Raw genomic sequence first — 25,687 nt, 5'->3', positions numbered from 1 at the left:
ACAAAAAGCCCCGGCATTAACGCTAGGGCCTTTTGCGGATGATTATTTGATTATGACCTTACTTCGTGGGGGACTGGTTATACGCTATCAGCTGCTGTTTGGCCAGATCTTTAACGATCTGTTTGGCATACAGGTAAGCTTGCCGCGTTGCAGTGGGAGGGTCTACCGACTGTGTTTGCGCAGAGTAGATCAGCTTGCGCTGGTCCAGGTCGTACAGGTTACTTTCCCAGTTATATTTGATGTCTGACTGGTAGTAGCCGGGTTGGTACATGTTGCCATACCATCTGCTGTAATAGGGCCAGAAACCACCGTAATAATACGGGTAAGGCCCATAGCCCGGCCCGTAAGGCACATAGTTCCTTTGCCTTGACTTATCCAGCAGCACCACGGTCAGCACCTGGCTGGCGTCACTGCCTTTCAGCTTACGCAGAGCTGTTTTTTCATCTGTTTTATCGTCAAATGCATCCGGGCCCAACTCCCGGTAAGCCGAGGCAGCATTATACCCTTCCTTCTTTAGCTCAGTCACCAGGTTGTCTTCCATTAGCATGCGCAGCTGCTTCTCCTGTCTGGGTACCAGGGCAATAACCATGATCTTCCTATCCCGTTGCAACTGCGCGTCATTGGTCTTCCAGGATGAGGTAAGCTTGGTACTGGAACAGGCTGCCAGCAGCATCAATCCTGCGCTGATGATGAATAATCCAAACTTTTTCATATCAATGTGCTTTAATCTTTTATCAACTATAATGGAACCTTTCTAATTCCATGGTTTACAGTTGTTAGACGTAGAAAAGGGAAGAAGGTTAACAGGGGTTGGTGTTAAGGGATTGCTAAAAAGAAGCGGTTAGCTTTCAGCTACTGGCCGTTAGCACACGACCAAAACTAAAAGCTAACCGCTAATTGTTAATGGCTTAATAATTTATTACCTGCTCTACGATCGCCTCCGGTATTTCCCGGAATTCGTACAACTGCGTGCGCAGCTGCGGCTCAAAGCCGGCCTCTTTGATCGCCTCCTGCATGGAGCGGTAAGTGAACCGGTGAGGAGCGCCCGCAGCGCTCACTACATTTTCCTCGATCATGATGGAGCCAAAATCATTGGCGCCCGCATGCAGGCATAATTGCGCTACCTGTTTGCCTACGGTCAGCCAGGAGGCCTGTATGTTCTTGATATTCGGCAGCATGATGCGACTCATGGCGATCATGCGGATATATTCTTCTGCAGTGGTCATGTTATGCACGCCGCGTATCCGGGCCAGCAGGGTGTCCACATCCTGGAAGGTCCAGGGAATAAAGGCCGTAAAGCCGTAGTGCCCTTCCGGCTTTTCGCTCTGTACCTGCCGGATGGCTGCCAGGTGCTCAAAACGTTCCAGCACTGTTTCCACGTGGCCAAACATCATCGTGGCAGAAGAGGCGATATTCAGCTTGTGGGCAGCCCGCATAACGTCCAGCCATTCCTGTGCACCGCATTTGCCTTTAGAGATCAGGCGACGTACGCGGTCGTTTAGGATTTCGGCGCCCGCGCCCGGCAAACTGTCCATACCGGCTTCCTTTAAAGCGGCCAGCACTTCAATGTGCGTGCTTTTTTCCAGCTTGGTGATATGGGCAACTTCCGGGGGGCCTAATGTATGCAGCCTTAAAGTGGGATATAATTGCTTCAGCTGTTTGAACAGGTCTACGTAAAAGCTCAGGCCTAGCTCAGGATGGTGCCCACCCTGCAGCAGCAGCTGGTCGCCTCCATATTTGAGGGTTTCCTCGATTTTACGTTTATACTCGTCAATACTGGTAATGTAGGCCTCAGGATGCCCGGGAATGCGGTAAAAATTACAAAACTTGCAGTTGGCGATACAAACATTCGTAGTGTTCACATTCCGGTCTATCTGCCAGGTTACCTTGCCATGTGGCACCTGTTGCTTACGCAGTTCGTTGGCAATGTGCGTCAACTCTGCCATCGGCGCTTTTTCAAACAGGTACACTCCTTCTTCCGCAGTCAGCCACTCAAACTGGAGGGCCTTCTGATATAGATCTTTCAATTGCATGTTACAACTTATGCAGACAAAGGTAATGATTGTACACTAATAGTGGGCATTGCCGCCTTGCAATGGGCAACTTGTACTACAGAACCTGCTATTCATACGTTTTTCCCTCCGTTTGAAATATTTTTTTGCTATATGAAACTATTTTAATGTTAAATTTATATGAACGAGAGCATCTCGCGCCTTCGTATGCGAAATACCTTACTGTTACTTTTCTGCTGGCTCTGCTCCTTGGCAGCATCCGGCAATTCCACAAGCGCATCTGCCCTGGTTCCTGCTAGTACCGGTCATGCTGACTCCACCATCAAAGATGCCGTGCTGATCACCAGCTTCCCCTTCAAACAATATTACGGGGGCGTAGTGGTTATTCTCGCTCAGCTGAACGGTATACCCGATACCCTGCAATTCATCCTTGACACCGGCAGTGCCGGCATATCGCTGGATACTGGCACCTGCGATCGGCTGGGTATCCCCCTGACACCTTCAGACAGGATCGTTCGGGGCCTGGGCGGCGCCAAACAGGTCTCTTTTGCAATGGATCGTTCCCTCATACTACCCGGATTAACAGTAGATAGCCTCAATTTTCATGTCAACGACTATGAGCTGATCAGCCAGGTTTACGGCCTCCAGGTAGACGGCATCATCGGCTACAGCCTGTTAAGCCGCTATATCGTAAATGTGGATTATGATAAGGAGAGAATAAACATCTATTCCAAAGGGCGCTTCAGCTACCCCAAGGGAGGGCTGCTTTTAAAACCGTCGCTTACCCTTATTCCCATCATATCGGCGCCTTTACGTAACGGCAAGGCGCAAACCAATAATCGCTATTATTTCGATACCGGGGCAGGTATGTGCCTGCTGCTTTCCAACCAGTTTGTGAAAGACAGCGGCCTGTTGTCCTCTCGTAAAAGACAACGCAAGATCATTCAGACAGAGGCACAGGGCCTGGGTGGAAAAATGGAAATGCATATTACTACCATCCAGGAGTTCAAGATCGGCAACTATAATTTCCGTAATGTGCCGGTGTACCTGTTCGACGATAAGACCAATATCACCGCCTATCCCTTCCTGGGAGGCATGATCGGAAATGACCTGCTGCGCCGCTTCAATCTCTTCCTGAATTATCCCAAGAAGGAGATCTACCTGCAGCCCAATAGCCACTACCGCGATCCCTTTGATTACTCGTACACAGGCCTGATCATCTACCTGATTAATGGACGGGTAGAAATCACTGATATTATTAAAAACTCGCCCGCAGAAAAAGCCGGTTTCAAAAAGGGGGATATCATCCTGGCTATCAACAATAATTTCAGCAACAACCTGACAATCTACCGCGATCTGCTAAAGAATGTAGGCACCCGGCCAACACTCGTGATCATGCGAAACAATGAACTGCAACTGAAGAAGCTGCCAATAAAAAGTATCTTGTAGCCGTTATTAGGGTGTGAGCTTTTCATGAGAAAATTCGCCTTTTTATTGCTGCTTTGTTGCAGCTACGTTTCGTTTGGTTACGCGCAGTCAGGCAAACGCCGCCCGGCCCAGTTGGAAAAAGGAGCCGTAGCAGTTATTCCTTTCCGCTTATATGGGCATCATATTGTGATTCCCGCCATGGTTTCAGGCCATAGCGATACCCTTCATTTCATTTTCGACACAGGAACAGAGGTGGCCGTGCTGCACTACGGACTGGCAGACACCCTGGGTATACAAGGCAGACAGAAGGCCGGCGTTACCGCCACGAATAACCTCATGATAAAAGTGAACACCGCCACCCTTAACGTTCTATACCTCGATAAAGCCCGTCTGCCTTTTCTCAAGGTATATCTTGAAAATATTCCCGAGTTTCGTACCGGCTCCCTGAAAATAGACGGCTTCATTGGTATTGACCTGCTGAAGGCATATATCGTCAAAATTGATTATGCCCACCGGCAGCTGGTATTGTACACCTTCGGTACTGCCGTTCCAGACATAGGGGGCCTGCAACCTATTCCTTTTCAGATCAATTTCCGCACCCCGGTGATCGCGGCCTCCATAGAACTGCCCAACGGACAGTCCCTTAATGGCAACTATCATCTTACCACCGGCGGCGATTACGGCATACTCTTTAACTGGCCCTATACAGACAAGCATCAGCTCAATCAACAGCTGGTAACCCTCAGTACAGACCGGGTGCCAGATCTGGTCAAAACTTATGATTATGTAAACAGTACCATTCCCTCCCTCAGTATTTCCTCTTTTCGCCAGAACAAAGTTCCTGTCAGTTACTGCAAAGACGTGAATGACGACAGTCCAGTAATGGAAATAGCAGGCGCTATTGGTTACCAGGTATGGAAACAGTTCTCTGCGGTCATCATCAACTATCCCCAGAAAGAATTATACTTACAGCAGTAAAAAGCTGCGATTGACCCTTGGGATGTGTAATTTTAATAACTTGCATTGTTCCCGCTTACGGCGGGATCATCTATATTAACCAATAAACGAATATGATCCATTATAATAAATTCACACTGGACAATGGTTTGCGGGTAATTGTGCATGAAGACCACACCACTCCAATGGCTGTGCTGAATGTACTTTACGACGTAGGCGCACGCGACGAAGACCCTCAACGTACCGGCTTTGCTCACCTCTTCGAACACCTGATGTTCGGTGGTTCTGTTAACATCCCGGATTATGATGAACCGCTGCAAATGGCCGGCGGGGAAAACAATGCCTTTACCACCAACGATCTTACCAACTACTATATAACACTGCCGGCGGAGAACATTGAAACAGCCTTCTGGCTGGAAAGCGACCGCATGCTGTCGCTGGCCTTTGGCGAAAAAAGCCTGGATGTGCAGCGCAAAGTGGTAAGTGAAGAATTCAAGGAACATTATATCAACAAGCCCTACGGCGATGTATGGCATAAGATGCGGGAGCTGGCTTACAGCACGCATCCCTACCGCTGGATGACCATCGGCAAAGAGCTTTCGCACATTGAAAACGCTACCCTGAAGGATGTAAAAGCCTTTTTCTCCAAACACTACTGCCCGGCCAACGCCATTCTCGTGGTGGGAGGAAAGGTCACCACAGCACAGGTGAAAGCCCTGACTGAAAAATGGTTTGGCGATATTCCTTCCGGGGAAAAATATCATCGCAACCTGCCTGTAGAACCTAAACAGTCCGCTGCACACAAGCTGGAGATAAAAGCCAATGTTCCGTTGGATGCGCTGTATAAATGCTACCATATCTATCCCCGGCAAGACAAACGCTACTATGCGGCAGACCTGGTTTCCGACGTACTGGGCGGAGGCAGCTCCAGCCGCCTGCACCAGGTACTGGTAAAAGAAAAGAAGCTGTTCAGCAACATAGAATGTTACCATTTTGGCAGCATAGACGCCGGCCTGCTCACCATTGAAGGTAAGCTGGTAAAAGGCGTTAAAATGAAGGATGCAGAAAAAGCTATCCAGGAAGAGCTTTTTAAACTACAGCAGACCGTGATCCCTGAAAGAGAACTGCAGAAAGTGAAGAACCGTGTGGAAAGCATGCTGGCCTTTGAAGATATGAGCCTGCTGAACCGCGCCAATAATCTTGCCTTTTACGAATTACTGGGCGATGCTGCACTGATGAACACAGAGTTCGATAACTATGAGGCTGTTACCACAGCTGATATTCATCGCGAAGCCGGTATCATCTTTGATGACAACAATTCCAACACTATCTATTACTACGCAGATAACCAGATATGATCAATAGAAAAATAGCCCCTGCTATCAAGGATGCAGTGGAGTTTGATATAACACTGAAGCCATACGAAAAATACACGCTGGATAATGGTATACCCGTTTACGTTATAAAAGGCGATGAACAGGATACCCTGCAGCTGGAAATGATCTTTCCAGCAGGCAGCTGGTATGAGCAGGAGAGCCTCGTTTCCTCTGCCACCAACTTCCTGATGAAGAACGGCAGCAGCAGGCACTCAGCGCTTGAAATAAATGAGAGCATAGAATATTATGGCGCTTACCTGAACCGTAACAGCTATCATGAAAACGCCACTTACACGCTTCACTGTCTTACCAAACATACGGAAGCCCTGCTGCCTATGTTGCAGGAGGTGCTGCTTGACCCGGCCTTCTCACCGGAGGAACTGGCCATCTACCAGCAGAACATGAAGCAACGCCTGGCCGTCAACCTGCAGAAGTGCGATTTTGTGGCCAACCGTTTTATCGATAAGTACCTTTTCGGAGAATTCCATCCCTACGGCCGCATCAGCAGCATGATGGCCTATGATGCCCTTCAAAGCGAAAGCCTGCGGGCCTTCTACCAGAAACATTACACCTACAATAACTGTAAGATCTTTGTGGCCGGTCATCTGCCCGCCAACATGATCACGCTGCTGAACCAGTATTTCGGCAGCACTCCGTGGAATGGCGATACACACCTGATCCGCCCTGAACTGCCCGTGCAGATGGCTGACGAGAAAAAACACCGCATCTTTAACGATGAAAATGGCGTACAGGGCGCCGTACGGGTGGCGAGGCATTTCCCAAACCGCTACCATCCCGACTTCCCTAAAATGATGGTGCTCAATACCATCCTGGGCGGTTATTTCGGCTCAAGGTTAATGAGCAACATACGGGAGGAAAAAGGTTACACTTACGGCATTCATTCCCAGCTCTATAACTTCCGTCAGATCAGCGCCCTCAATATCCAAACCGAAGCCGGCCGGGATGTATGCGAAGCAACCATTGACGAGGTATATAAAGAGCTGATCCGCCTGCAGAACGAGCCCGTACCGGCAGAAGAGCTGAACCTGGTACGCAACTACATGATAGGCTCCATCCTCGGCGACCTTGACGGCGCCTTCCAGCTGATACAACGCTGGAAAAGCCTGATCCTCAATGATCTGGATGAGCACTATTTCTACAACAATATCAACGTTATTAAAACTATTTCAGCAGAAGAGCTACAGCACCTGGCCAAACAGTACCTGTCTCCGGCCGACTTTTACGAACTGGTAGTTATATAAGTAGTAATTGTCATATCTTTGCGGCTGCTATTACCCTAATAGACGAGCCTATGAGAAAATTGCTACTCTTCCTGTCACTGTTGGTAGGCGTCCGCACCTTTGCCCAGACCCGGCGGGCTGCTGTTGACTCCCTGGAAAGGAACTACCAGCTTTGCCTTGCTCAAAGCCGCTATGCTTACGGTTGTGCCCTGGAATATTATCATAAGATGGACAGCATGCTGGATATTGTATACCGCCAGCTATACACCAGCCTGGATACTACCCGCCGCCGTAACTTAAAGGTAGACCAAAGCGACTGGCTGGAAAGGAAAGCATCCTATTTCAAATTGCTGGATACAAGGGTGGAGAAATTCCGTACTAAAACCCTGGCCGGACTGGATGACCAGGCTATCTCCACCGATCAGAAAGCGGCCTACATAAAAGAACGGGTAACTGCTTTGATAAAAAGCTATCCAACAGCGGGTTAACCTATTTTATTCCCAGGCCCTGTAACCAGGTAATACATAATTCCGGCCAGCTGTTGAGCACCGGGTCTTTCACCCCAAGGCCGTAGCCATGTCCGCCGTGATCATATACGTGCAGGGTAGCCGGCACATGGTGCGCACGCAATGCATTATAAAATAACAGGCTGTTTTCAATGGGCACTACCGTATCGTCTGTGGAATGTATCAGCATAGTAGGAGGGGTTTGCCCGCTCACACGGTTTTGTGTGCTCAGCGAATCTACCATGCCTGGAGCAGGCCGTGGGCCTAACAGCATCGTAGCGCTGCCCGCATGTCTATAGGGCGTATCCATACTGATCACGGGATATACCAATACAGCAAAAGCGGGCCTGGTATCCGGTTGTATCATTGTAGCCACACAGGAAGCCAGGTGCCCGCCGGCAGAAAAGCCGATGACGCCGATCTTGTCAGGGTTCAGTGCCCAGGCGGCCGCCTTTGACTTTACCATGCGCATAGCCAGTGTGGCATCGTTATACTGAGCGGGATACCGCGCGCCCTGCTGTGCATCATCATTTACGCGGTAGTGCAGCACAATGGCGTCATACCCTTTACTGGTAAAAAACTGTGCTATATCTTTCCCCTCATGCCCGTCTGCCAGAAAAGTATAGCCGCCACCGGGTATCACCAGCACAGCGGCTCCGTTCTTACGGCCCGCGCTGAAATGTTCAATGAAAGGCGCTTCCTGTACCTTATCCCGCCCGCCTATATGCAGGTCTTTTTGTTCCGGGTACAGATAGATCTTTTCCTGTGCTTTTGTGCAGAAAGTGAAGCCTGCCAGCAGAACGGCAACCAGTAATTTTTTCACCATGGAATTATTTATTTTAATCTACATTTTACCCATGCGTTGCCCTCCGCTTGATCATCCCACCCTTGGTATCATTTATATTATGCTGCACGATAAACGCTTTCCCGTCTATCTTCTCAATCTCGTCCAGGATCCTGTGCACTTCCAGGCGGGTAACCACCGTATACACAATGTCTATTTCCGATTCTACATGACCCCGTTTGCCAAACCCGCTCTTGCCTTTGAACACGGTCACCCCTTTGCGCATTTTCAGGGTAAGGGTTTTGCGGATTAATTCACTCTCCCGCGATATGATGGTAAGCGCAATATACTCTTCAAAACCCGAAATAATAAAATCTACGGTTTTGGAAGCGGAGAGGTAGGTAAGCATGGCGTACATGGCTGTTTCAATATTGATCAGGATGGCGGCTACCCCGAAGATCAGTATGTTGAAATACATGATCACCTCGCCCATAGTGAGCACTGTCTTGCGGTTAATGTAAAGGGCCAGCACTTCCGTCCCATCCAGTACTGCACCGCCTCTAACGCTCATGCCTATACCGGCGCCAAGAAAAAAGCCGCCGAAGATGGCGATCAGCAGTTTATCGCTCGTGATTACCGGCACCTTAATGAATACCAGCGCAGCAGCCAGGCCGGCAATAGCCGCCAGCGCTTTTATGGTGAAGGAGAGCGACAGCTGTTTGTAGGCCAGCAATATAAAAGGAATATTGATAAGGATCAGCAGCAAAGAGATGGATATACCGGTGAGCCGGTTAATAAGCAGGGAGATACCGGTTACCCCGCCGTCAAGGAAGCCATTGGGCAGGAGGAACCCCTTCAATCCAACAGCGGCCAGCAACACACCGATAACGATCAATACAACATCCTGCGTGTTGTGTATAAAATTTAACCGCGCCAGGCGCTCTCTTCTCGAAGTAGTCATAACAATGTTGGTAAGGTATAAGTGTATCTGCTATACGGCTGTTATCACATTCTTTCCTGGTGCCTCAACCATCTTTCCGGTATCTCGTTGTTGCTGGCCAGCAGGTAATCGCTGTATGCACAGGGCACAAAGTCCTTGCCCGGCAGCTGCATCCACCAGCGACCGGTCTTCTTGCTTTTAAGAAATACGGTATCTATATCAGCAAAGGCTATATGAAATTCCCAGAAGGCATCCCTTTCTTCCAGCAAGGCTTCTTTATTTCTAACAGAACGCCCATCCATGAAATACCACAGCATTTGCGCTATTTGTTTTGCAGTGAGATGGTTGGTATCATTAGCAGGGCGATAGCCATAAATGCCGTAAGAGCTGAGCTGTGTGCTCATACCTGCGTAACGGGAAAGCGCGCAGGCCTCTTCGCCGCTGAAACCGTTTGGTGAAAGGCTGTTGGCAGGGGCATCTGTATGCTTGATAATGTTAATGTCGAGGCTGAGCAAATCGGTGTTGCGCAGTACTGGCTCTGCTTCCTCCAGGTTCTCCCTTACTTTGCCCAGGCGGAAACAATCAAAGCGCAGTTTGTCCAGTGTTTCCAGCATACGGGGATGTACAAAATAGCTTTGGAAGCCGATATGATTGTAATGACGGATGTAATTAGGCTGCTCCGTGAGCATATTCATCAGGAAGCTGGCGGCAGGAATGGGGCTCTCTTCCTGCAGATCTATCAGGGCATCAGCCACGCTTACTTCTATCACGTACTGCTGTGTGGCATAGGCCTGGTATTGAGCATAGGTAAGATCGTGCGAACCACCCAGTATGATAACGGTCTTATGTGTATGCAGCAGCTCTCCCAATACCGTTCTGAGGGCAGCATAAGTATCTCCCAGGCTTTGGCCCTGCTGCAGGTTGCCAAGATCGGCAATCTTTACATCTTTGTGCCAGTAATATAAACGGTAAAATTCTCTGCGGATAATATCCGGCGCATCGGTGCCCTTTTTACCGGGCCCATAACCGCGTTCTTCTCCTACGCCCAGCAATATAATATCTGCCGTTTCCAGGTCGGGGGTGTGGCCTTCTTCATAAAGGTCAGTAATGCTGCCTATCTGGCTTTCATCGTACTCCTGGTCATCGTTCAGATATGCGCGGGAAACAGGCTGTAAAAAATCTTGCAGGTGCGTAAAGTCCGCCATTACAATAAGTTGTTTGTTTGCAGGCAAACCTACAACAAGATTTTAAAAGTGAGAAAAAGGAAGAGACCGTATTTTGAATTTAGGTACATAGATCGCCCGTCCGGGCAGATAGGCTGGGAATATAATTGTAAGCCTTTACTTGTATAGTGGAGTATACCGTGTTTTGATAGTAGCTGTCTTAACTTGGTCCCGACAGTGTTTGCTTACCGTTCAATTTACCGCCTGCTCATTACTGAGGCTGATACAAACTTAATCTAAAACTTTTCAGATGCTCAAACGTTCAATCTCCTCAAACGTTTGAGATCAGTTCTTATGGATCACAAATTCGAATGGGCGCTGCGTTTTCCTGGAAAACACTTTCTCCAGTACTGACCGCTTGCTGGTAACCCGGCTCTTGTTGCAATCAACTACTTCCATCACTGCGCAGAGGTAGTCCATTGTTTCTACCACTGTAAGCATCTCGCTTATCTGTTTTACCGCAAACTGGATCTGTTGCTCGTTATAACGCTCCTCATGCAGCAAGATCAATAAATCCCTCTCTACAGGTTTCATGAAAAATAAAGTTTGACGTTCCCTATAATTTTTTAACCCGGGTTTTCAATAGGAAGATAGGGTGGCAGGTATAGTGCTTAACCAATTACGGTAAGGTGTTCTCTTTAATTACGGGTGTCAGTGCATACGTGTCAATGCATGCGTTTTTTGTTCATAGTTGGGCAACCACAATCGTTCTTCTTAAAAACATTGCAACCCTGCATTACAAGACTTCCGCACAAAAAAAAGATCAACAGCCATTTAAATTGCTTCATACGTATGTTTACTAATTCGTCTCTTTGTTTGCCTCTCCGAAGAGTTTACCTTTTCTTAACAATACACCTACTCCAATTTACGCTAAATTCGCAAAAAAATTTTAAAATATTTGTCCACAAGCTTTGCATCTAAAAAAATACTGGTAGTACCGCTTGACTGGGGCCTTGGACATGCAACGCGCGATATTCCGCTCATCTACGAGATATTAAACGCTGGATGCGAGGTGGTTATTGCGGCCGAGGGCAAACACGCCGCCTTGTTGCAGCAGGAGTTTCCGCAACTTACCTTGCTACCACTACCAGGTTACCGGATACAATACGCACAAAAGGGCAAATTCTTTGGCTGGAAGATCATTCAGCAGATCCCTAAGATATTACGTGCCATCCGTTACGAACAGCAGTGGTTGCAAAAAACCGTGGAAACCCATGGCATCCAGGCAGTTATTTCAGATAACCGCTTCGGGCTATACCATTCCCGGATCCCCTGCGTGTTCATCTCGCACCAGCTGCTGATAAAAACGCCTTTCGGCGGCTTTACAGAGCGGCTGCTGCAGCAGCTCAACTATCGCTACATACGGAAGTACAGCGCCTGCTGGATACCAGACTTTGCAGGCGATAATAACCTTTCCGGCATACTGGCCCATCCTGGCCAGCTACCCCCGCATACCACTTACCTGGGCTGCCTGAGCCGCTTCAAGCCCCGGGAAGGCGTTCCCCAGCTGTATGATCTGCTGGTACTGATCTCGGGCCCGGAACCGCAACGCTCCCAACTCGAAAAGCTGATCCTCGACCAGATCAAAGAGCTCCCGGTCCGCGCCCTTATTGTAAGTGGCAAACCGGGTACGCCTCAACGGGAGCAGATCACGCCAAACGTGCTGCAAGTGAACCACCTCAATGCGGAGGAGCTGAACGAAGCCATGCTGGCTTCTTCTATGGTGCTGAGCCGTAGCGGCTATACTACCCTGATGGACCTGGCCAAGCTGGATAAAAAGGCCATCCTGGTACCTACACCGGGACAATCCGAGCAGGAATACCTGGGGGAGTATCTTATGAAAAAAGGATATTTCTACAGCCTGCCGCAGGAAGGATTCAATCTGCGTAATGCGCTGGAGAGCGCGGCTGCCTTTCCTTTCCGCTCTTTCCAGCATGAGCAGGATATGGAACAGTATAAAGAAGTAGTCCGCAAGTTTTTGATGTGTTGATATGCTGTGGCCGACCAAAAGTAAATAAATACGCATGTTTTTTTAACAGTCTTCTCTTTGGGTTCAGACAGGCTTCTCCCAGGCTTCACCTAGACTCTGGCCAGGCTCAAGCATATTTGTTAAAATAGTATCATTACTTATTCTTTTGGTCGGCCCGCTCATTTACAGGTGCTTCACCTCCGCCCCGATAAAGATCTTCTTTCCGTCAATAGCCACCGGACGTTTCAAAAAAGTATACTCCTGTAATATCAGCCTGCGGTAATCCTCCTCCGTCAGCGTCTGTTCATGCAGCCCCATAGGCCTGAATTGCTGGCTGCGGCGGCTGAACAACGCCTCATAGCTTCCCGCCAGCTTTGCCATCTCATCCAGCTGCGCCGGCGTTATCTTTTCCGTCTTGATGTCCTGCAGCACAAACCCCTTTTCCTTGATCCCTGTATCGGCTATGATCTTCTTACACGTACTGCAGGTAGATAAATGATATAGTTTCTTCATTTCTCGATAAATTACCGTCAAACTTACAGCCCCGGGCAAAAACTTTCAAACTTTAATCTCCTAACTTTGCACATTCCACATTTTCACGTAGGTTTAGCGCATGCAAAAGAAACTGTTTTTACTGGATGCAATGGCACTTATTTACCGTGCCTACTATGCACTGATAAGAAACCCCCGGCTTACCAGCACAGGACGTAATACCAACGCGCAGTTTGGTTTTACCTCCACCCTGCTGGACCTGATCAATAAAGAAAAGCCCACCCATATGGCAGTGGCCTTCGATACCATGGCGCCCACAGACCGCCATACTTCCTTTGCTGAATATAAGGCCAACCGCCAGGAAGCACCGGAGGATCTGATCGATGCCTTGCCCGATATAAAACGCATCATAGAAGGCTTCAATATCCCGGTAATAGAATCAGACGGCTATGAAGCAGATGATGTCATCGGCACGCTCGCCTGGCAGGCCGCAGATGCAGGCTACGCCGTATACATGGTGACGCCCGACAAAGATTACGGCCAACTGGTAAAAGAGAACGTATTCATTTATAAACCGCCCTACCAGGGCAATAAGGAAGAGATCATGGGCCCCCGTGAGGTCTGCGATAAATGGCAGATCACTAACGTGAACCAGGTGATAGACATCCTGGGCTTAATGGGCGACGCGGTGGACAATATCCCCGGCATTGCCGGCATTGGCGAAAAAACAGCCATGAAGCTGCTCTCGCAGTACCATAGCCTGGAAAATGTACTGGCCAACGCAGATACCATCGGCGGTAAAATGGGAGAAAAGATAAAGGCCGGCGCTGCAGATGCCGTCCTCTCCAAACAGCTGGCCACCATCATCACCGATGTACCGGTTACTTTCCATGAAGAAGACTTTTGCATCAAAGAGCCCAACAAGGAAAAACTTACCGAGATCTTTACCGAACTGGAATTCAAAACCCTTGGTAAAAGGATCCTGGGCGATAACTTCTCCGCAGTAAATACCGAAGCGCCCCTGCCAGCCAAAACCCAGCAGCAGGATCTCTTTGGTAATATCGTGGAAGACGCTTCCGTGCTGACCGATCGCGATGAAACGCCGGATACCGGTATCAACGTACTGCTGGCAGACAAGAATATCGACAACACACCGCACACCTATCACCTGGTTGATACGGCCGAAAAGAGAGCAGCGCTGATCGCCCGCCTCATGAAAGAGAAAGAGATTTGCTTTGATACAGAAACCACCGGTACAGACGCTAACGCGGTGGAAATGGTAGGCATGAGCTTCGCCTGCTGCAAGGCAGAAGGGTGGTACGTACCCGTTCCTGCCGATCAAACGGAAACCAAAGCCATTCTGGAAACCTTCCGTCCGCTCTTCGAAAATGAACAGATCACCTTTGTTGGCCAGAACATCAAGTACGATATGATCGTGCTCAAATGGTACGGCCTCGATATCAAAGGACCTATATTCGACACTATGCTGGCGCATTACCTCATCGAGCCGGAAGGCCGTCGTAGCATGGATCTGCTCAGTGCCCAATACCTGCAATATGCACCTGTATCCATAGAAACGCTGATCGGTAAAAAAGGCAAGAACCAGGGCAACATGCGCGATGTGGAACTGGAGAAGATCAAGGAATATGCTGCTGAAGATGCAGACATTACCCTGCAGCTGAAAGAAAAATTCATTCCTTTGCTCACGCAGAGAAGTGTGGATAAAGTATTCTATGATGTAGAGAATCCGCTGGTAAAAGTGCTTACAGACATGGAATACGAAGGTATCCGCATCGATACCCAGGCCCTGGCAGACTACTCCCGTGAACTGGAATCGGAGATCAGGCGCGCAGAAGAAAGTGTATACCAACAGGCGGGCGTTCGCTTCAACCTGGCGTCCCCCAAGCAACTGGGAGAAGTGCTGTTCGAAAAACTGCAGCTGGATCCGAAGGCCAAGAAAACACGCACCGGCCAGTATGCCACCGGAGAAGATGTGCTGGCAAAGCTTTCCCACAAGCACAAGATCGTTGAAGACATTCTCGTGTTTCGTGAACTTAGCAAACTGAAATCCACCTACGTAGATGCGCTGCCGTTAATGATCAACCAGCGCACCAATCGTGTGCATACTTCTTATAACCAGGCAGTAGCGGTTACGGGGCGCCTGAGCTCCAATAACCCTAACCTGCAGAATATTCCCATTCGTACAGACAGAGGTCGTGAAGTGCGCAAAGCATTTGTGCCGCGCAGTGAAGAATTCGTGTTGCTCTCTGCCGATTATTCACAGATAGAGCTGCGCATCATTGCTGCCATCAGCGGAGATGTACATATGATAGAGGCCTTCCGGCAAGGGCTCGACATTCACGCTGCTACCGCCGCCAAGGTGTACGGTCTGGAAATGAGTGAGGTAACTTCAGATATGCGCCGCAATGCTAAAAGCGTAAACTTCGGTATCATCTATGGAGTAAGCGCCTTTGGCCTCTCTGAGAACCTGGGCATTGCCCGTTCTGAAGCCAAAACACTCATCGATAACTACTTCGCACAATACCCTTCCATCAAGTCATACATGGAGAACCAGGTACAGTTTGCAAAGAAGAACGGCTACGTGCAAACGCTCCTGGGCCGCAAACGCTGGCTGAAAGATATCAATTCCTCCAATGCAGTAGTAAGAGGCTATGCAGAACGCAACGCCATCAACATGCCTATACAAGGCACTGCTGCCGATATGATCAAGCTTGCCATGATAGCGGTACATAAAACCTTTAAGGAACATAATCTGCGCTCCCGCATGATCCTGCAGGTGCATGACGAATTGGTGTTTGACGCCCACCGCGATGAAGTGGAGATCGTCAAACCCCTTATCCTCGAATCTATGCGTAACGCCCTTCCCATAGCCGTTCCGGTAGAAGTGGAAATAGGCGCCGGCCAGAACTGGCTGGAAGCACATTAATTGCAAGCTGCTGGCTTTTACCTATTAGCTCTTAGCAGATTGTCGGGTTCCAGATCCGTTACTGCTAAGAACTAATAGCTAAGGGCTAATGGCTGTTAAAAAAAGTGCTATGATTTCTCAATTTTACTTTGTATTTTATTTCATAAAAAACTCCCATTATCACCCGGTAATTTATTAGCATTTAATCGCTTAGAATACTTGTATTTCCCAATTACGTTTACTAGCTTTCAATCATGATCCAAACATCACGTTTACAAATATTACCGTGTTCCCTGCAGTATTTTGAAGCGCTGTTGCAGGGCAATGATGTTTTGGGAGAACTCCTTGGCATTGATATCCCCGAATATTGGACCGAGTATCCCGAAATGGTGCTCGTAGCCTACGATAAACTCCGCAACGACCCCTCCATGCTGGGCTGGTTCTTTTACCTGGTAGTGCACCGCCTGGACAGGCGCCTGATAGGCGCAGGCGGCTTTAAAGGTCGCCCCAATGAAGAAGGAATAGTGGAAATAGGCTACGAAATTGCTGCCGCTTACCGCGAGCAGGGTTACGGTACAGAACTGGCAGAAGCGCTCATACGCTTCGCCTTTGGCCATACCTATGTAAACAAGGTAGTGGCCCACACGGAAGAAGAATATAACGCCTCCGTCAAGATCCTCCAGAAATCGGGTATGCATTTCGTAGGCGAAATATCCGATAAAGAGGACGACCAGCTCTGGCAATGGGCCATCACGCGCGAGCAATACGAAGCCCTGCTCGAAAAGAACGCCCTTCAAAGCCGCTCATAAAGCCTCGCCAACAACTGATCCGCATCCACCGGCAGCTATCAGCCGCCGTTGATCCCACTTTTTTGTGGGTTGTTTCCTGCATTCCCTTATTTTTGGCACCGCTGAGCCCTAAGGCTCGCAGCTACCAAAACAACTACGCTTAACAAACAAAAATTAACAATGAAAAAATGGATCTTGTGTGCAGCTGTTTTCTCCTGTACCGCAGCAATGGCACAGAACACCAATAAGGAGGGCAGTCAGTATCAGTTCACCACCATTAAAAATCTCGACGCCTACGATGTGCAGAACCAGGGCCGTACAGGCACCTGCTGGTCTTTCTCGGGCCTCTCTTTCTTCGAGTCAGAACTGCTGCACAACGGTAAGGACAAAGGCCTTAACCTCAGCGAAATGTTCGTAGTGCGCAAAATGTACCCGCTCAAAGCCGCTAACTATGTGCGCATGCACGGCAAGGCCAACTTCGGCGAAGGCGGCGGCTTCCCCGACGATCTTTTATGCCTGCGCAAATACGGACTGGTGCCCCAGAATGTATACGACGGCAACCGGGATAAAATGTATAACCATGCTGAAATGGAAAGCCTGCTCGAGGGACTGGTAAAAACCACCGCCGCAAACGAAGGAGTGATCAATCCTAACTGGCAGAAAGCTTTTGATGGTGTGATCAACGCCTATATGGGCGATGCGCCGGAACAGTTCACCTTTAACGGCAAATCCTACACTCCGCAAAGCTTTGCTAAAGAACTGGGCCTTAACGCAGACGACTACGTGATCCTTACTTCCTTCACCCACCATCCTTACTATGAGCAGTTTGTGCTGGAAGTGCCGGATAACTGGAACTGGGAAAAGGTATACAACGTACCCCTTAATGATCTGATCAGCATCTCCGAAAATGCGATCAACAACGGCTACACGGTTGCCTGGGCCGCTGATGTAAGCGAGAAATACTTCAGCTTCCGCGACGGATTGGCCATCGTACCAGATAAAGACTGGGCAGATATGACGCCTGATGAAAGGAAAAAAGTGTTTGAAGTACCCGGCAAGGAAAAGGAGATCACTCCCGAAGTACGCCAGCACGCTTTCGACGACTTCGAAACACAGGACGACCACGGCATGCACATCGTTGGCCTTGCCAAAGACCAGAACGGGAACAAATACTTCCGTGTAAAAAACTCCTGGGGCACAGATAACCCGGGCAACGGCTACTTTTACGCTTCCGTTCCCTACTTTGCTTACAAAACCACCAATATCATGGTGAATAAAAAAGCCATCCCGGCTGATATAGCGAAGAAAATGGGTATAAAATAGAAATTGACAGATCCCGATGACCAAACTCTAATTTGGTCATCGGGATTTGAAATTTACTTTCCTTCTATCTTCTGCGTATACTCGTAATTCCCCAGCCTTACCTTCACTGGCACCCCTGTCCGTTTCTCCCAGGCCCATTCCTTCTTACAGAAATACCCGAAATGTTGCTGGTAATACCCGTTGGGCGCCATACTCCTGGGTGTCAGCAAATAAGCCGGCAAGGGCGCCTTAAGCGTTGAATCCGACCTTTGCAGCGGCTTGAGGGATTGTGCCCCCGCCAGCTTGGCTGCCAGCAAAAGGATCATTATGAATAAGATACGTTGCATGTTGCACTGTCGTTGTTTATGAGATCTTAAGACCCAGCAGCTCAGTACTGCCGGCGCCCTCCCTGATCAGCTCCGGTTCGGGCCCCGTAAAATCTATCACAGTACTAAAGGTGGTGCCTCCAGTACCTCCATCTACTACGATATCCACCATCTTCCCGAACTTCTCATAAATGATCTCCGGATCAGTATATTCTTCCACGTAATGTTCAATAGGCAGGGAAGTGCTCATCACCGGGTTGCCCAGCTCCTGCACAATAGTGCGGCAGATATTGTTGTCCGGCACACGTATACCCACAGTATCCTTCTTGGTTTTCAGCATTTTAGGCACCTGTTTGCTGGCCGGCAGTATAAAAGTATATGGCCCGGGCAGCGCACGCTTCAGGATGCGGAACACCGGCGTGTCTACACTTTTTGCATAGTCTGACAAATGGCTCAGATCATGACAGATAAAGGAGAACTGCGCCTTTTTCGGATCTATCTGTTTGATACGGCAAATACGCTCTATGGCCTTGGGCTGAAAGATGTCGCACCCCATACCATATACCGTATCCGTTGGGTAAATAATCATCCCGCCGCCTCGTAAACACTCAACGATCGTCTTTAAATGGCGGGGATTCGGATTTTGCGGATGAACCTTCAGAAGCATGAATTCCGATTGAATGATGAAAAATTACTTTTCATAACAAAGGTAGTACCATTTCCTAAACTAAAATTTCCCTAACTTTCGTCCCGATTTTTTCTAAACCTATAACAACCTGGATGGAATTAAAAGGTATTGTTCCCAGAACATGGAGAAAAGTAAAACGCATACTGCTGATAATGTTCATTGCTCAATTTGTTTACATTATCCTCTTGCGCTGGGTCAATCCGCCAATCACCCTTACCATGATCTCCAGCTGGTTCAGCCTCTGGGGTACTGACAAGCACTTCAAGAAGAAGTGGGCCAATGCAGAAGACATTTCCCAGTACGCCAAGCTCGCTGTGATCGCCAGTGAGGACCAGCTCTTCCCGGACCACGATGGATTCGACTTCAAATCCATCGAAAAGGCAATGAAGCACAATCAAAAAAGCAAGAAGATCAGGGGCGCCAGCACAATTAGCCAGCAGGTGGCAAAAAATGTGTTCCTCTGGCAGGGAAGGGGCTGGTTCCGGAAAGGCCTGGAAGTATACTTCACATTCATGATAGAAAAGATCTGGGGCAAACGCCGCATCCTCGAAGTGTACCTGAATGTGGCCCAGACCGGCGACGGCATCTTTGGCGTGGAAGCCGCCTCCCGGGAATATTATTTCAAGCCCGCCATTAACCTCAGCCGTGAACAGGCTGCTATGATCGCCGCCTGTCTGCCTAACCCGGTTAAATACACGGTAGTACCGCCCGCCCGCATCACTGCCTGGCGTCAACGCCGGATCCTGCAGCAGATGCGCAACATTGCCGCCGATCCGGACATTGCCGGGCTAATTAAAGAATAAGCTTATTTAGGGCTGCGATGGCAGCCTTTTCTCTTTCCTCATAGCTGCCCCTGATGTCTACCCAGGGCACGCCTGCATTGACCACAATATCCCGGTAAATACGGTAAAAATATTCCCGCATCTGCGGATCAGGGTACTCCCTTTGCGGATCTTCCTCCCAGGGAATGTCTATATAAGTAAGCAGGTAAAGATCATAAGGCCGGGCAGCTATCTGCTCGAGTATGCGTGGATCCACCTGCCCGTATTTATGTTCACTCCATACTTTCAGCACATACAGGTCTGTATCGCAGATCAGCAGCCTGTTGGCCAGCCGGGCTTTCTCATCTTCCAGCCGCAGCTGTCCCTTAGCAATCTCCCACAGGTCATGCTGTTCATAGGGGCGCCCCAACTCATCCAGGTATACCCGTGCATACTCCTGTGTCCACACGGTGTTGAAATGTGCGGCCAGCTTTTCGCTCAGTGTGCTCTTCCCCGTAGATTCCGGTCCTATTACAACTACTTTCTTCATGCGGGTTGTTCCTCCAATATTTTTTTCCAGCTGAAATAACCCATTACTGCCACGATGAACAGGAAAATGGTAAGCAGCGCCGTAGGCAGCAGCCTTTTATGGAACAGCAAGGGAATAGCGGCCAGGTTCGATATATTGAGCACGATCCAGTTCTCGATCTTTCTTTTGGCCAGCAGCCACATGCCGCTACAGGCGGTGGCAGATACAAAGGCGTCCGCCAGTGGCACATCAGAATTGGAAAAGTTTCGCAGCAATACGTAGAATACCGCCCAGCCAACCACTGCTATGAGTGTCGCGGTCGTCCATTCCCTGCGGCTGGCCCAGGCCACGGCAGGCGTATGCTGCTGCTTGTCTTTATGGGCCCAGTGGTACCACCCGTATACGCTCATTATAAAATAATAAGCATTAAGGGTGGCTTCGGCATACAGCCGGAACTGTTCGCGGGATAACAGGTATGTATATATGCCTGTGCTAACCAGTCCGGTAGGGTAAAGCCAGATGCTGTTTTGTTTACTGCAGATAACGCTGATGGCGCCAAACAGCGCGGCAACTATTTCCAGCCAGCTCATGGCATGAATGCCCTCCAGCAGGCTTTGGTATATGGCCTGAAAATTCATGGTGCAAATATGCAAAAATAAAAAAGCACAGCCGCTAAGACTGTGCTCCTTTTAACACTATCATTCTTCTCAACTATGGCTTATTCTGCTTCTGCCACTACTTCCCTTACCTCAGGTATCATGCGCTTCATCATACCTTCAATACCTGCTTTCAGGGTGATCATGGAAGAAGGACAACCGGAGCAGGAACCCTGCAACATCAGTTTCACTACACCTTCGTTATAGTCTTTGAACTGAATGGCGCCACCGTCCATTTCTACGGCAGGCTTCACGTAGTTCTCCAGTAATTCTTTAATACGTTTTACCACATCGCTGTCATCAGCGCTCACTTCATTGCTGGCTGCCGCCTTAACTACGATCTCGTCTTCGTTAATGATCGGACGGTTATCTTCCAGGTATTCTTTCAGAAAAGCTTTTACCGTGGGGATAATGTCCATCCAGTCAGTTTCAGCGGTTTTGGTCAGGGTAACAAAATTAGCCATTATGAAAACGCCCTTAATGAAGGGAAAACTGAACAGCTCCGTTGCCAGGGGCGAAGGTTTCGCGCTGGCCTCATCAGGGAAATCTATGCTTTTGCCCGGATACAGCAGTTTGTTGGCCACAAACTTCATGGTTTCCGGATTCGGCGTCATTTCCGTATATATGCTGATGATGGGATTACCTGTTTTGATCATTTTTTTCTTATTTAACTCTTAATCTACGCAAAGGTAGCAACTTTCAGCCAGAACTGGGAGCATAATTGACCCCGAATTCCATCGATTTTTGCAATAACCTTATAGGCAAATGATTATATTCGTACAGAATAATGCATTTGAGCAAACGCCTTTAAACCATTTCCCATGCTCTATAAAAAACTTGCTGCAAGCACCGAAAAAGCCCTGAACGAGCAGGTGCAGCTGGAAGCGGAGTCTTCCCAGTATTATCTCGCCATGGCTTCCTGGGCCGAAGTGCAGGGCTATAATGGCATAGCCCAGTTCCTGTACCGCCATTCGGACGAGGAAAGGATACATATGCTCAAACTCATCCGTTTCATCAACGACCGCGGCGGTCATGGAATAGTGCCCACGCTCAAACAACCGGCTTTAAAGTTCAAAAACATCCTCGAGATTTTTGAGCTGGTGCTCAGCCATGAGATCCTGGTTTCTACCGAGATCAACAAACTGGTAGATCACTGCCTGCAGGAAAAGGATTATACCACGCACACCTTCCTGCAATGGTATGTGAGCGAACAGATCGAAGAAGAAAAAATGGCCACCCAGATACTTGATAAACTGAAACTGATAGGGGAGGATAAGGGAGGCATGTATATCTTTGACCGGGATATGGCAACCCTCCAGACGGAAGACAGAAGATAAACCAGTATGCAATCTGTTAAGACATTAAAGGCGCGCAAGCGCGTGGCGCTCATTGCCCACGACCATAAGAAGCCCGAGCTCATAGAGTGGGCCGTATACAATAAAACGGTACTAAGCCGTCATGAACTGTATGCCACCGGCACTACCGGCCGGCTCCTGGAAGAGCAGCTGGATGTGCCGGTGCGCAAAATGCTCAGCGGCCCCCTGGGAGGCGACCAGCAGATTGGCGCCATGGTGGCCGAAGGCCAGCTGGATGCCGTAATCTTCTTCTGGGACCCTATGGAAGCTTTGCCCCACGACCCTGATATCAAGGCTTTGCTGCGTCTCTGCGCAGTATGGAACATCCCGATGGCCTGTAACCGTACCACCGCAGATTTCCTGCTTACTTCGCCACTGATGCATCAGGATTACGAAGCCATTCTGCCGGATTATTCCCAATACCTGGGTAGAAAAGTTCAGTGAAGGTGCGCCGCCTGGTAATGCTCTTCCAGGGCGTCCCCGAAATCATTCTTCAGGTCGCGTAGCACGGTATGCACGTGGTTGCCGTTATTCTGGGTATTATCGTATTCAATGAGAATGGCCGGGTTCTGTATCCGGTAATAATGTCCTCCGCCCCAGGCATGTACACCCGCCCAGGCAAAATGCATATTGTCCCAGCCGGCTGCCGTGATCTCTTTTAGCAATACATCCGCATACAGCTTGGTATAGTTGTCAATATACACGCCTACCAGCTGTTTCAGCAATTGCTGCTGCCGCGGCTTCATTTTTGAAAACGCCAGCCCCGGCGGATCAAGCAACATTGCTTTGCGACGGTTGCCGGTAATTATATCACCGGGAGCTTCGGTTTGTATAATAGCCTGCTCCTGCTGCGATTTGTCCAGTGAGCTGAGCAGCTCAAATCCGAGCATCGCCTCCTGTTTCAATATCTGCTTCCCTTTTTCAGCGCCCGAAGGTACAATGCCCGGGTTAGATCCCAGGAAGGCGGGCGTACCCGCTGCCAGGCTGTTATTGACAGAAGAAAAGTTCAGGGCCACGTGGTGGCCTTCTATTCGCCAGCCCCATAGTTTTTTGGGGTCAGGTGTGCCAAAAATGCTGATATAATATTTACCCGGATCGCGGTAATCGTCATCAGCAGCCCGCCCCTCCAGTACTTTCAGCACGTTTTCCAGGGCAATGATGGAAGTGGCCTTTTGATAACCCTGCGCACTCATGCAGGTTTGCAGCAGGCGCAGGGCCGCCGCTTTCTGCTGGCTGTTCATCGCCTTTAAAGGCAGCCCCTTTCGGGCTTTGGGCACAAAATGCCAGTTGACGCGTTCGGCATCGTCATAGGCAAATACGGCCTGCTCTTTTGTTGTTGCATCCAGCGTTTGCATAAACGCCTGCGCTGCGGCGGTAATATCATGCGGCGCCTGCGCATGGCCTGTTAAGCCGGCCAGTAACAGTAGCCCAGGCAGCAGCAATTTGTATATCGAAGGTTTCCGTACCATAGACGTGGAATTTCTTCCAACAAAATAATAAAATCCATTTACTTATTTTCGCAGTTTTAGCAGCTTAAAGTAACCGCTTTGTAGATGATATTGAAGCATTTAGCCGCAGCTATGCTGTTAACGGGTTGCATGATGACTTCCGTTTATGCACAGCTGCCTCCCAAACGCGAGCTCAGGGCAGTATGGATCGCCACTGTAGAAAATATTGACTGGCCGTCCCGCAGGGGTTTGAGTACAGAACAGCAAAAGCAGGAATTTATAGATCTGCTCGACCGGCAACAGCGCAACGGCATAAACGCAGTTGTTGTGCAGGTACGCCCCGTGGCCGATGCCTTTTACTCCTCGCCCTTCGAGCCCTGGTCCGAATACCTTACCGGCACACAAGGCCAGGCGCCTAACCCATATTACGATCCGCTGGAATTCATGGTAGCGGAAGCACATAAACGCGGCATGGAGTTCCACGCTTGGTTCAACCCTTACCGGGCGGTTTTCAATATCGGCCGCAGCAGCATTGCACCTAATCACATTACCCGGCTCAGGCCACAGTGGTTCCTCACCTATGGCGACCGCAAATACTTCGATCCCGGGATACCGGATGTACGGCTTTACGTTACGCAGATCATTACCGATGTGGTGAAGCGCTATGATATAGACGCGGTACATTTCGACGACTATTTCTACCCATACCGTATTCCCGGCAAAGAGTTTCCTGACAACAATTCTTACCGCCTCTATGGTAGCCAGCTGTCTAAAGATGACTGGCGCCGCCATAACGTAGATACCATTATCCAGATGCTGAACCTGGCCATCAAAGCAGCCAAGCCCTGGGTGAAATTCGGGGTAAGCCCCTTCGGCGTATGGCGCAACCGTGACCGGGACCCGGAAGGCTCCTACACCCATGGCGGCCAGACCAACTACGACGATCTCTATGCAGACGTGCTGAAATGGCTGAAGAACGGGTGGATAGATTATGTGGCACCCCAGCTATACTGGGAACATGGACACCGCCTGGTGGCCTATGAGGTGCTGCTTAACTGGTGGGCGCAGCACGGCTACGGGCGTCATGTTTATATCGGGCACGGGGTGTACCGCATTAACAGTAGCGCCATCTGGCGCAATCCCAATGAACTGCCCAGACAGATCACCGATGCCCGCACGCTCAATACCATACAGGGAAGTATTTTCTACAGCGCGAAGTCTTTCTCCGGCAACCCGCTGGGGATAGAAGACAGCCTGCATAACCACCTCTACCGCTATCCGGCCCTGCGCCCCCTCATGCCCTGGCTCCAGGGCCAGGAAGCCCCCAAAGCGCCCTATTTTATTGATGCCTTTGAAAGGGCCAACGGCCTGCAGGTATATTGGTCAGACGACGATACCCTGCAGCGCACCAAACAATATGTACTGTACCGCTTTGAAGGCACCGAACCGATTAACGTAAGTGATCCCACAAAGATCCTGGCCATCGTTGAGCAAATGCCTGATCCTCAGTATACTGACTATACTTATCAGAAAGGGCATAACTATGTTTACGTGGTAACCGCGCTGAACCGTCTGCAAAATGAAAGCCTGCGCAGCGAATCTTTGGAGGTGAAAGTGGTAAACGGTAAAGCAGTTTTTGAATTCCCCTGAGAAGATGCCATAACACTTTCATGTAAAAGAACCTTTATTAATATTCAAATTAAATTTACTATATGAGGCAGGCCGGGTCAGTTGCCTGTCCTGCCTCTGCCTATATTCCGCCATTCGTGTATCCCCGCCCGTCCCTCAGAGCCGTCAAAAATTTGTTAATTTCCAATCAATTCCTGTAATTTTTTAATCTTTTCTAAATTTTTCCCTATAAACAAATGTTTATAAAAAAAATACCGCATTCCTTTAGTATCTTTAAACCGTTCCCGAAACAATTACGGTACCTCACCCGGCTGCTTAAGCGCTCAGGTGTAGTGTACCCGACACAAAAAC

The 25,687-nt window shown here is 49.2% G+C and carries 26 protein-coding genes; 13 read left to right on the top strand and 13 right to left on the bottom strand.

Annotated elements, in window-relative coordinates:
* Nucleotides 1–58: 58 nt before the first annotated feature.
* Together ACR9Y8_RS17815 and mqnC are read right to left on the bottom strand one after the other, a co-directional pair.
* Nucleotides 59–712 carry a hypothetical protein gene (locus tag ACR9Y8_RS17815; protein WP_481214597.1) on the bottom strand — a complete coding sequence of 218 codons (654 nt, stop codon included), beginning with the start codon at nt 710–712 and terminating at the stop codon, nt 59–61.
* Nucleotides 713–908: 196 nt separating this feature from the next.
* Nucleotides 909–2,033 (bottom strand): cyclic dehypoxanthinyl futalosine synthase, encoded by a 1,125-nt coding sequence (gene mqnC / locus ACR9Y8_RS17810; protein WP_481214596.1) that lies wholly within the window; start codon nt 2,031–2,033, stop codon nt 909–911.
* Between the two features lie 159 nt (nt 2,034–2,192).
* On the opposite strand from mqnC, the gene ACR9Y8_RS17805 reads away from it, so the two are divergent.
* The 5 genes from ACR9Y8_RS17805 (at nt 2,193) to ACR9Y8_RS17785 (ending at nt 7,502) form a co-directional block, all read left to right on the top strand.
* A complete protein-coding gene (locus tag ACR9Y8_RS17805; protein ID WP_481214595.1) occupies nt 2,193–3,461 on the top strand; it encodes a retropepsin-like aspartic protease in 1,269 nt (422 codons plus the stop codon).
* A gap of 24 nt (nt 3,462–3,485) precedes the next feature.
* The gene (locus ACR9Y8_RS17800; RefSeq protein ID WP_481214594.1) at nt 3,486–4,418 is read left to right on the top strand and encodes an aspartyl protease family protein; all 933 of its coding nucleotides are present in this window, start codon (nt 3,486–3,488) and stop codon (nt 4,416–4,418) included.
* Nucleotides 4,419–4,510: 92 nt separating this feature from the next.
* Nucleotides 4,511–5,755, top strand: coding sequence for a M16 family metallopeptidase (locus ACR9Y8_RS17795; protein WP_481214593.1), 1,245 nt, complete (start codon nt 4,511–4,513; stop codon nt 5,753–5,755).
* On the top strand, nt 5,752–7,035 hold the full coding sequence (locus ACR9Y8_RS17790; protein WP_481214592.1) for a M16 family metallopeptidase: 1,284 nt from the start codon (nt 5,752–5,754) through the stop codon (nt 7,033–7,035). Before ACR9Y8_RS17795 ends, ACR9Y8_RS17790 begins: the two co-directional genes overlap by 4 nt.
* Nucleotides 7,036–7,085: 50 nt before the next feature.
* On the top strand, nt 7,086–7,502 hold the full coding sequence (locus ACR9Y8_RS17785; protein WP_481214591.1) for a hypothetical protein: 417 nt from the start codon (nt 7,086–7,088) through the stop codon (nt 7,500–7,502).
* A gap of 1 nt (nt 7,503) precedes the next feature.
* Here the strand turns inward: ACR9Y8_RS17785 and ACR9Y8_RS17780 are convergent, their stop codons facing one another.
* The 4 genes from ACR9Y8_RS17780 to ACR9Y8_RS17765 form a co-directional block, all read right to left on the bottom strand.
* Nucleotides 7,504–8,346 (bottom strand): alpha/beta hydrolase, encoded by an 843-nt coding sequence (locus ACR9Y8_RS17780; RefSeq protein ID WP_481214590.1) that lies wholly within the window; start codon nt 8,344–8,346, stop codon nt 7,504–7,506.
* A gap of 25 nt (nt 8,347–8,371) precedes the next feature.
* Complete coding sequence (locus ACR9Y8_RS17775; protein WP_481214589.1) at nt 8,372–9,265, bottom strand: YitT family protein; 894 nt, start codon at nt 9,263–9,265, stop codon at nt 8,372–8,374.
* A 44-nt stretch (nt 9,266–9,309) separates the two neighbouring features.
* A complete protein-coding gene (locus ACR9Y8_RS17770) occupies nt 9,310–10,449 on the bottom strand; it encodes a formimidoylglutamase (protein ID WP_481214588.1) in 1,140 nt (379 codons plus the stop codon).
* 303 nt (nt 10,450–10,752) lie between these two features.
* Entirely contained in the window at nt 10,753–11,001 is a 249-nt protein-coding gene (locus tag ACR9Y8_RS17765; RefSeq protein ID WP_481214587.1) for a hypothetical protein, read from the bottom strand.
* A 364-nt stretch (nt 11,002–11,365) separates the two neighbouring features.
* On the opposite strand from ACR9Y8_RS17765, the gene ACR9Y8_RS17760 reads away from it, so the two are divergent.
* The gene (locus tag ACR9Y8_RS17760) at nt 11,366–12,457 is read left to right on the top strand and encodes a glycosyltransferase (protein WP_481214586.1); all 1,092 of its coding nucleotides are present in this window, start codon (nt 11,366–11,368) and stop codon (nt 12,455–12,457) included.
* Nucleotides 12,458–12,619: 162 nt separating this feature from the next.
* Here the strand turns inward: ACR9Y8_RS17760 and ACR9Y8_RS17755 are convergent, their stop codons facing one another.
* Nucleotides 12,620–12,949, bottom strand: coding sequence for an arsenate reductase family protein (locus tag ACR9Y8_RS17755; protein ID WP_481214585.1), 330 nt, complete (start codon nt 12,947–12,949; stop codon nt 12,620–12,622).
* A 100-nt stretch (nt 12,950–13,049) separates the two neighbouring features.
* Here ACR9Y8_RS17755 and polA point away from each other — a divergent pair, with 100 nt between their 5' ends.
* The 3 genes from polA (at nt 13,050) to ACR9Y8_RS17740 (ending at nt 17,965) form a co-directional block, all read left to right on the top strand.
* Nucleotides 13,050–15,875, top strand: a complete 2,826-nt coding sequence (gene polA, locus ACR9Y8_RS17750) for a DNA polymerase I (RefSeq protein WP_481214584.1) — start codon at nt 13,050–13,052, stop codon at nt 15,873–15,875.
* Between the two features lie 233 nt (nt 15,876–16,108).
* Nucleotides 16,109–16,663, top strand: a complete 555-nt coding sequence (locus ACR9Y8_RS17745) for a GNAT family N-acetyltransferase (protein ID WP_481214583.1) — start codon at nt 16,109–16,111, stop codon at nt 16,661–16,663.
* Between the two features lie 159 nt (nt 16,664–16,822).
* On the top strand, nt 16,823–17,965 hold the full coding sequence (locus tag ACR9Y8_RS17740; protein ID WP_481214582.1) for a C1 family peptidase: 1,143 nt from the start codon (nt 16,823–16,825) through the stop codon (nt 17,963–17,965).
* Nucleotides 17,966–18,018: 53 nt separating this feature from the next.
* Here ACR9Y8_RS17740 and ACR9Y8_RS17735 read toward each other — a convergent pair whose 3' ends face one another.
* Both ACR9Y8_RS17735 and ACR9Y8_RS17730 read right to left on the bottom strand, forming a co-directional pair.
* A complete protein-coding gene (locus ACR9Y8_RS17735) occupies nt 18,019–18,291 on the bottom strand; it encodes a hypothetical protein (protein WP_481214581.1) in 273 nt (90 codons plus the stop codon).
* Nucleotides 18,292–18,307: 16 nt separating this feature from the next.
* Nucleotides 18,308–18,937 (bottom strand): L-threonylcarbamoyladenylate synthase, encoded by a 630-nt coding sequence (locus tag ACR9Y8_RS17730; protein WP_481214580.1) that lies wholly within the window; start codon nt 18,935–18,937, stop codon nt 18,308–18,310.
* 113 nt (nt 18,938–19,050) lie between these two features.
* On the opposite strand from ACR9Y8_RS17730, the gene mtgA reads away from it, so the two are divergent.
* Nucleotides 19,051–19,761, top strand: a complete 711-nt coding sequence (gene mtgA / locus ACR9Y8_RS17725) for a monofunctional biosynthetic peptidoglycan transglycosylase (protein WP_481214579.1) — start codon at nt 19,051–19,053, stop codon at nt 19,759–19,761.
* Here the strand turns inward: mtgA and ACR9Y8_RS17720 are convergent.
* The 3 genes from ACR9Y8_RS17720 to ACR9Y8_RS17710 all read right to left on the bottom strand — a co-directional run bounded on the left by ACR9Y8_RS17720 (nt 19,751) and on the right by ACR9Y8_RS17710 (nt 21,560).
* On the bottom strand, nt 19,751–20,269 hold the full coding sequence (locus ACR9Y8_RS17720) for an AAA family ATPase (protein ID WP_481214578.1): 519 nt from the start codon (nt 20,267–20,269) through the stop codon (nt 19,751–19,753). The two genes, mtgA and ACR9Y8_RS17720, sit on opposite strands and share 11 nt — an antisense overlap.
* Entirely contained in the window at nt 20,266–20,886 is a 621-nt protein-coding gene (pnuC, locus tag ACR9Y8_RS17715) for a nicotinamide riboside transporter PnuC (protein ID WP_481214577.1), read from the bottom strand. Before pnuC ends, ACR9Y8_RS17720 begins: the two co-directional genes overlap by 4 nt.
* An 80-nt stretch (nt 20,887–20,966) precedes the next feature.
* Complete coding sequence (locus ACR9Y8_RS17710) at nt 20,967–21,560, bottom strand: NifU family protein (protein ID WP_481214576.1); 594 nt, start codon at nt 21,558–21,560, stop codon at nt 20,967–20,969.
* 165 nt (nt 21,561–21,725) lie between these two features.
* Between ACR9Y8_RS17710 and ACR9Y8_RS17705 the strand changes: the two genes are divergently transcribed.
* Nucleotides 21,726–22,241, top strand: a complete 516-nt coding sequence (locus tag ACR9Y8_RS17705; RefSeq protein WP_481214575.1) for a ferritin — start codon at nt 21,726–21,728, stop codon at nt 22,239–22,241.
* Nucleotides 22,242–22,247: 6 nt separating this feature from the next.
* Nucleotides 22,248–22,703: a methylglyoxal synthase gene (locus ACR9Y8_RS17700; protein ID WP_481214574.1), complete on the top strand. Its 456-nt coding sequence runs from the start codon at nt 22,248–22,250 to the stop codon at nt 22,701–22,703.
* On the opposite strand, the gene ACR9Y8_RS17695 is transcribed toward ACR9Y8_RS17700, so the two are convergent.
* Entirely contained in the window at nt 22,697–23,728 is a 1,032-nt protein-coding gene (locus tag ACR9Y8_RS17695) for a DUF3500 domain-containing protein (RefSeq protein WP_481214573.1), read from the bottom strand. The two genes, ACR9Y8_RS17700 and ACR9Y8_RS17695, sit on opposite strands and share 7 nt — an antisense overlap.
* A 129-nt stretch (nt 23,729–23,857) precedes the next feature.
* Between ACR9Y8_RS17695 and ACR9Y8_RS17690 the strand changes: the two genes are divergently transcribed.
* Nucleotides 23,858–25,357: a glycoside hydrolase family 10-like protein gene (locus tag ACR9Y8_RS17690; RefSeq protein WP_481214572.1), complete on the top strand. Its 1,500-nt coding sequence runs from the start codon at nt 23,858–23,860 to the stop codon at nt 25,355–25,357.
* Nucleotides 25,358–25,687 lie beyond the last annotated feature (330 nt).

Source organism: Chitinophaga sp. SVR4-12A, from assembly GCF_056754765.1.
This window is presented reverse-complemented; position numbering and strand designations above follow the sequence as displayed.

Coding starts and splice junctions, on each gene's coding strand:
- ACR9Y8_RS17710 (WP_481214576.1), bottom strand. CDS start 21,560: ATGATCAAAACAGGTAATCCCATCATCAGCATATATACGGAAATGACG.
- ACR9Y8_RS17800 (WP_481214594.1), top strand. CDS start 3,486: ATGAGAAAATTCGCCTTTTTATTGCTGCTTTGTTGCAGCTACGTTTCG.
- ACR9Y8_RS17765 (WP_481214587.1), bottom strand. CDS start 11,001: ATGAAACCTGTAGAGAGGGATTTATTGATCTTGCTGCATGAGGAGCGT.
- ACR9Y8_RS17700 (WP_481214574.1), top strand. CDS start 22,248: ATGCAATCTGTTAAGACATTAAAGGCGCGCAAGCGCGTGGCGCTCATT.
- ACR9Y8_RS17690 (WP_481214572.1), top strand. CDS start 23,858: ATGATGACTTCCGTTTATGCACAGCTGCCTCCCAAACGCGAGCTCAGG.
- ACR9Y8_RS17740 (WP_481214582.1), top strand. CDS start 16,823: ATGAAAAAATGGATCTTGTGTGCAGCTGTTTTCTCCTGTACCGCAGCA.
- ACR9Y8_RS17790 (WP_481214592.1), top strand. CDS start 5,752: ATGATCAATAGAAAAATAGCCCCTGCTATCAAGGATGCAGTGGAGTTT.
- ACR9Y8_RS17735 (WP_481214581.1), bottom strand. CDS start 18,291: ATGCAACGTATCTTATTCATAATGATCCTTTTGCTGGCAGCCAAGCTG.
- ACR9Y8_RS17815 (WP_481214597.1), bottom strand. CDS start 712: ATGAAAAAGTTTGGATTATTCATCATCAGCGCAGGATTGATGCTGCTG.
- ACR9Y8_RS17785 (WP_481214591.1), top strand. CDS start 7,086: ATGAGAAAATTGCTACTCTTCCTGTCACTGTTGGTAGGCGTCCGCACC.
- ACR9Y8_RS17775 (WP_481214589.1), bottom strand. CDS start 9,265: ATGACTACTTCGAGAAGAGAGCGCCTGGCGCGGTTAAATTTTATACAC.
- ACR9Y8_RS17770 (WP_481214588.1), bottom strand. CDS start 10,449: ATGGCGGACTTTACGCACCTGCAAGATTTTTTACAGCCTGTTTCCCGC.
- ACR9Y8_RS17745 (WP_481214583.1), top strand. CDS start 16,109: ATGATCCAAACATCACGTTTACAAATATTACCGTGTTCCCTGCAGTAT.
- polA (WP_481214584.1), top strand. CDS start 13,050: ATGCAAAAGAAACTGTTTTTACTGGATGCAATGGCACTTATTTACCGT.
- ACR9Y8_RS17795 (WP_481214593.1), top strand. CDS start 4,511: ATGATCCATTATAATAAATTCACACTGGACAATGGTTTGCGGGTAATT.
- ACR9Y8_RS17780 (WP_481214590.1), bottom strand. CDS start 8,346: ATGGTGAAAAAATTACTGGTTGCCGTTCTGCTGGCAGGCTTCACTTTC.
- pnuC (WP_481214577.1), bottom strand. CDS start 20,886: ATGAATTTTCAGGCCATATACCAAAGCCTGCTGGAGGGCATTCATGCC.
- ACR9Y8_RS17805 (WP_481214595.1), top strand. CDS start 2,193: ATGAACGAGAGCATCTCGCGCCTTCGTATGCGAAATACCTTACTGTTA.
- ACR9Y8_RS17720 (WP_481214578.1), bottom strand. CDS start 20,269: ATGAAGAAAGTAGTTGTAATAGGACCGGAATCTACGGGGAAGAGCACA.
- ACR9Y8_RS17705 (WP_481214575.1), top strand. CDS start 21,726: ATGCTCTATAAAAAACTTGCTGCAAGCACCGAAAAAGCCCTGAACGAG.
- ACR9Y8_RS17755 (WP_481214585.1), bottom strand. CDS start 12,949: ATGAAGAAACTATATCATTTATCTACCTGCAGTACGTGTAAGAAGATC.
- ACR9Y8_RS17695 (WP_481214573.1), bottom strand. CDS start 23,728: ATGGTACGGAAACCTTCGATATACAAATTGCTGCTGCCTGGGCTACTG.
- ACR9Y8_RS17730 (WP_481214580.1), bottom strand. CDS start 18,937: ATGCTTCTGAAGGTTCATCCGCAAAATCCGAATCCCCGCCATTTAAAG.
- mtgA (WP_481214579.1), top strand. CDS start 19,051: ATGGAATTAAAAGGTATTGTTCCCAGAACATGGAGAAAAGTAAAACGC.
- mqnC (WP_481214596.1), bottom strand. CDS start 2,033: ATGCAATTGAAAGATCTATATCAGAAGGCCCTCCAGTTTGAGTGGCTG.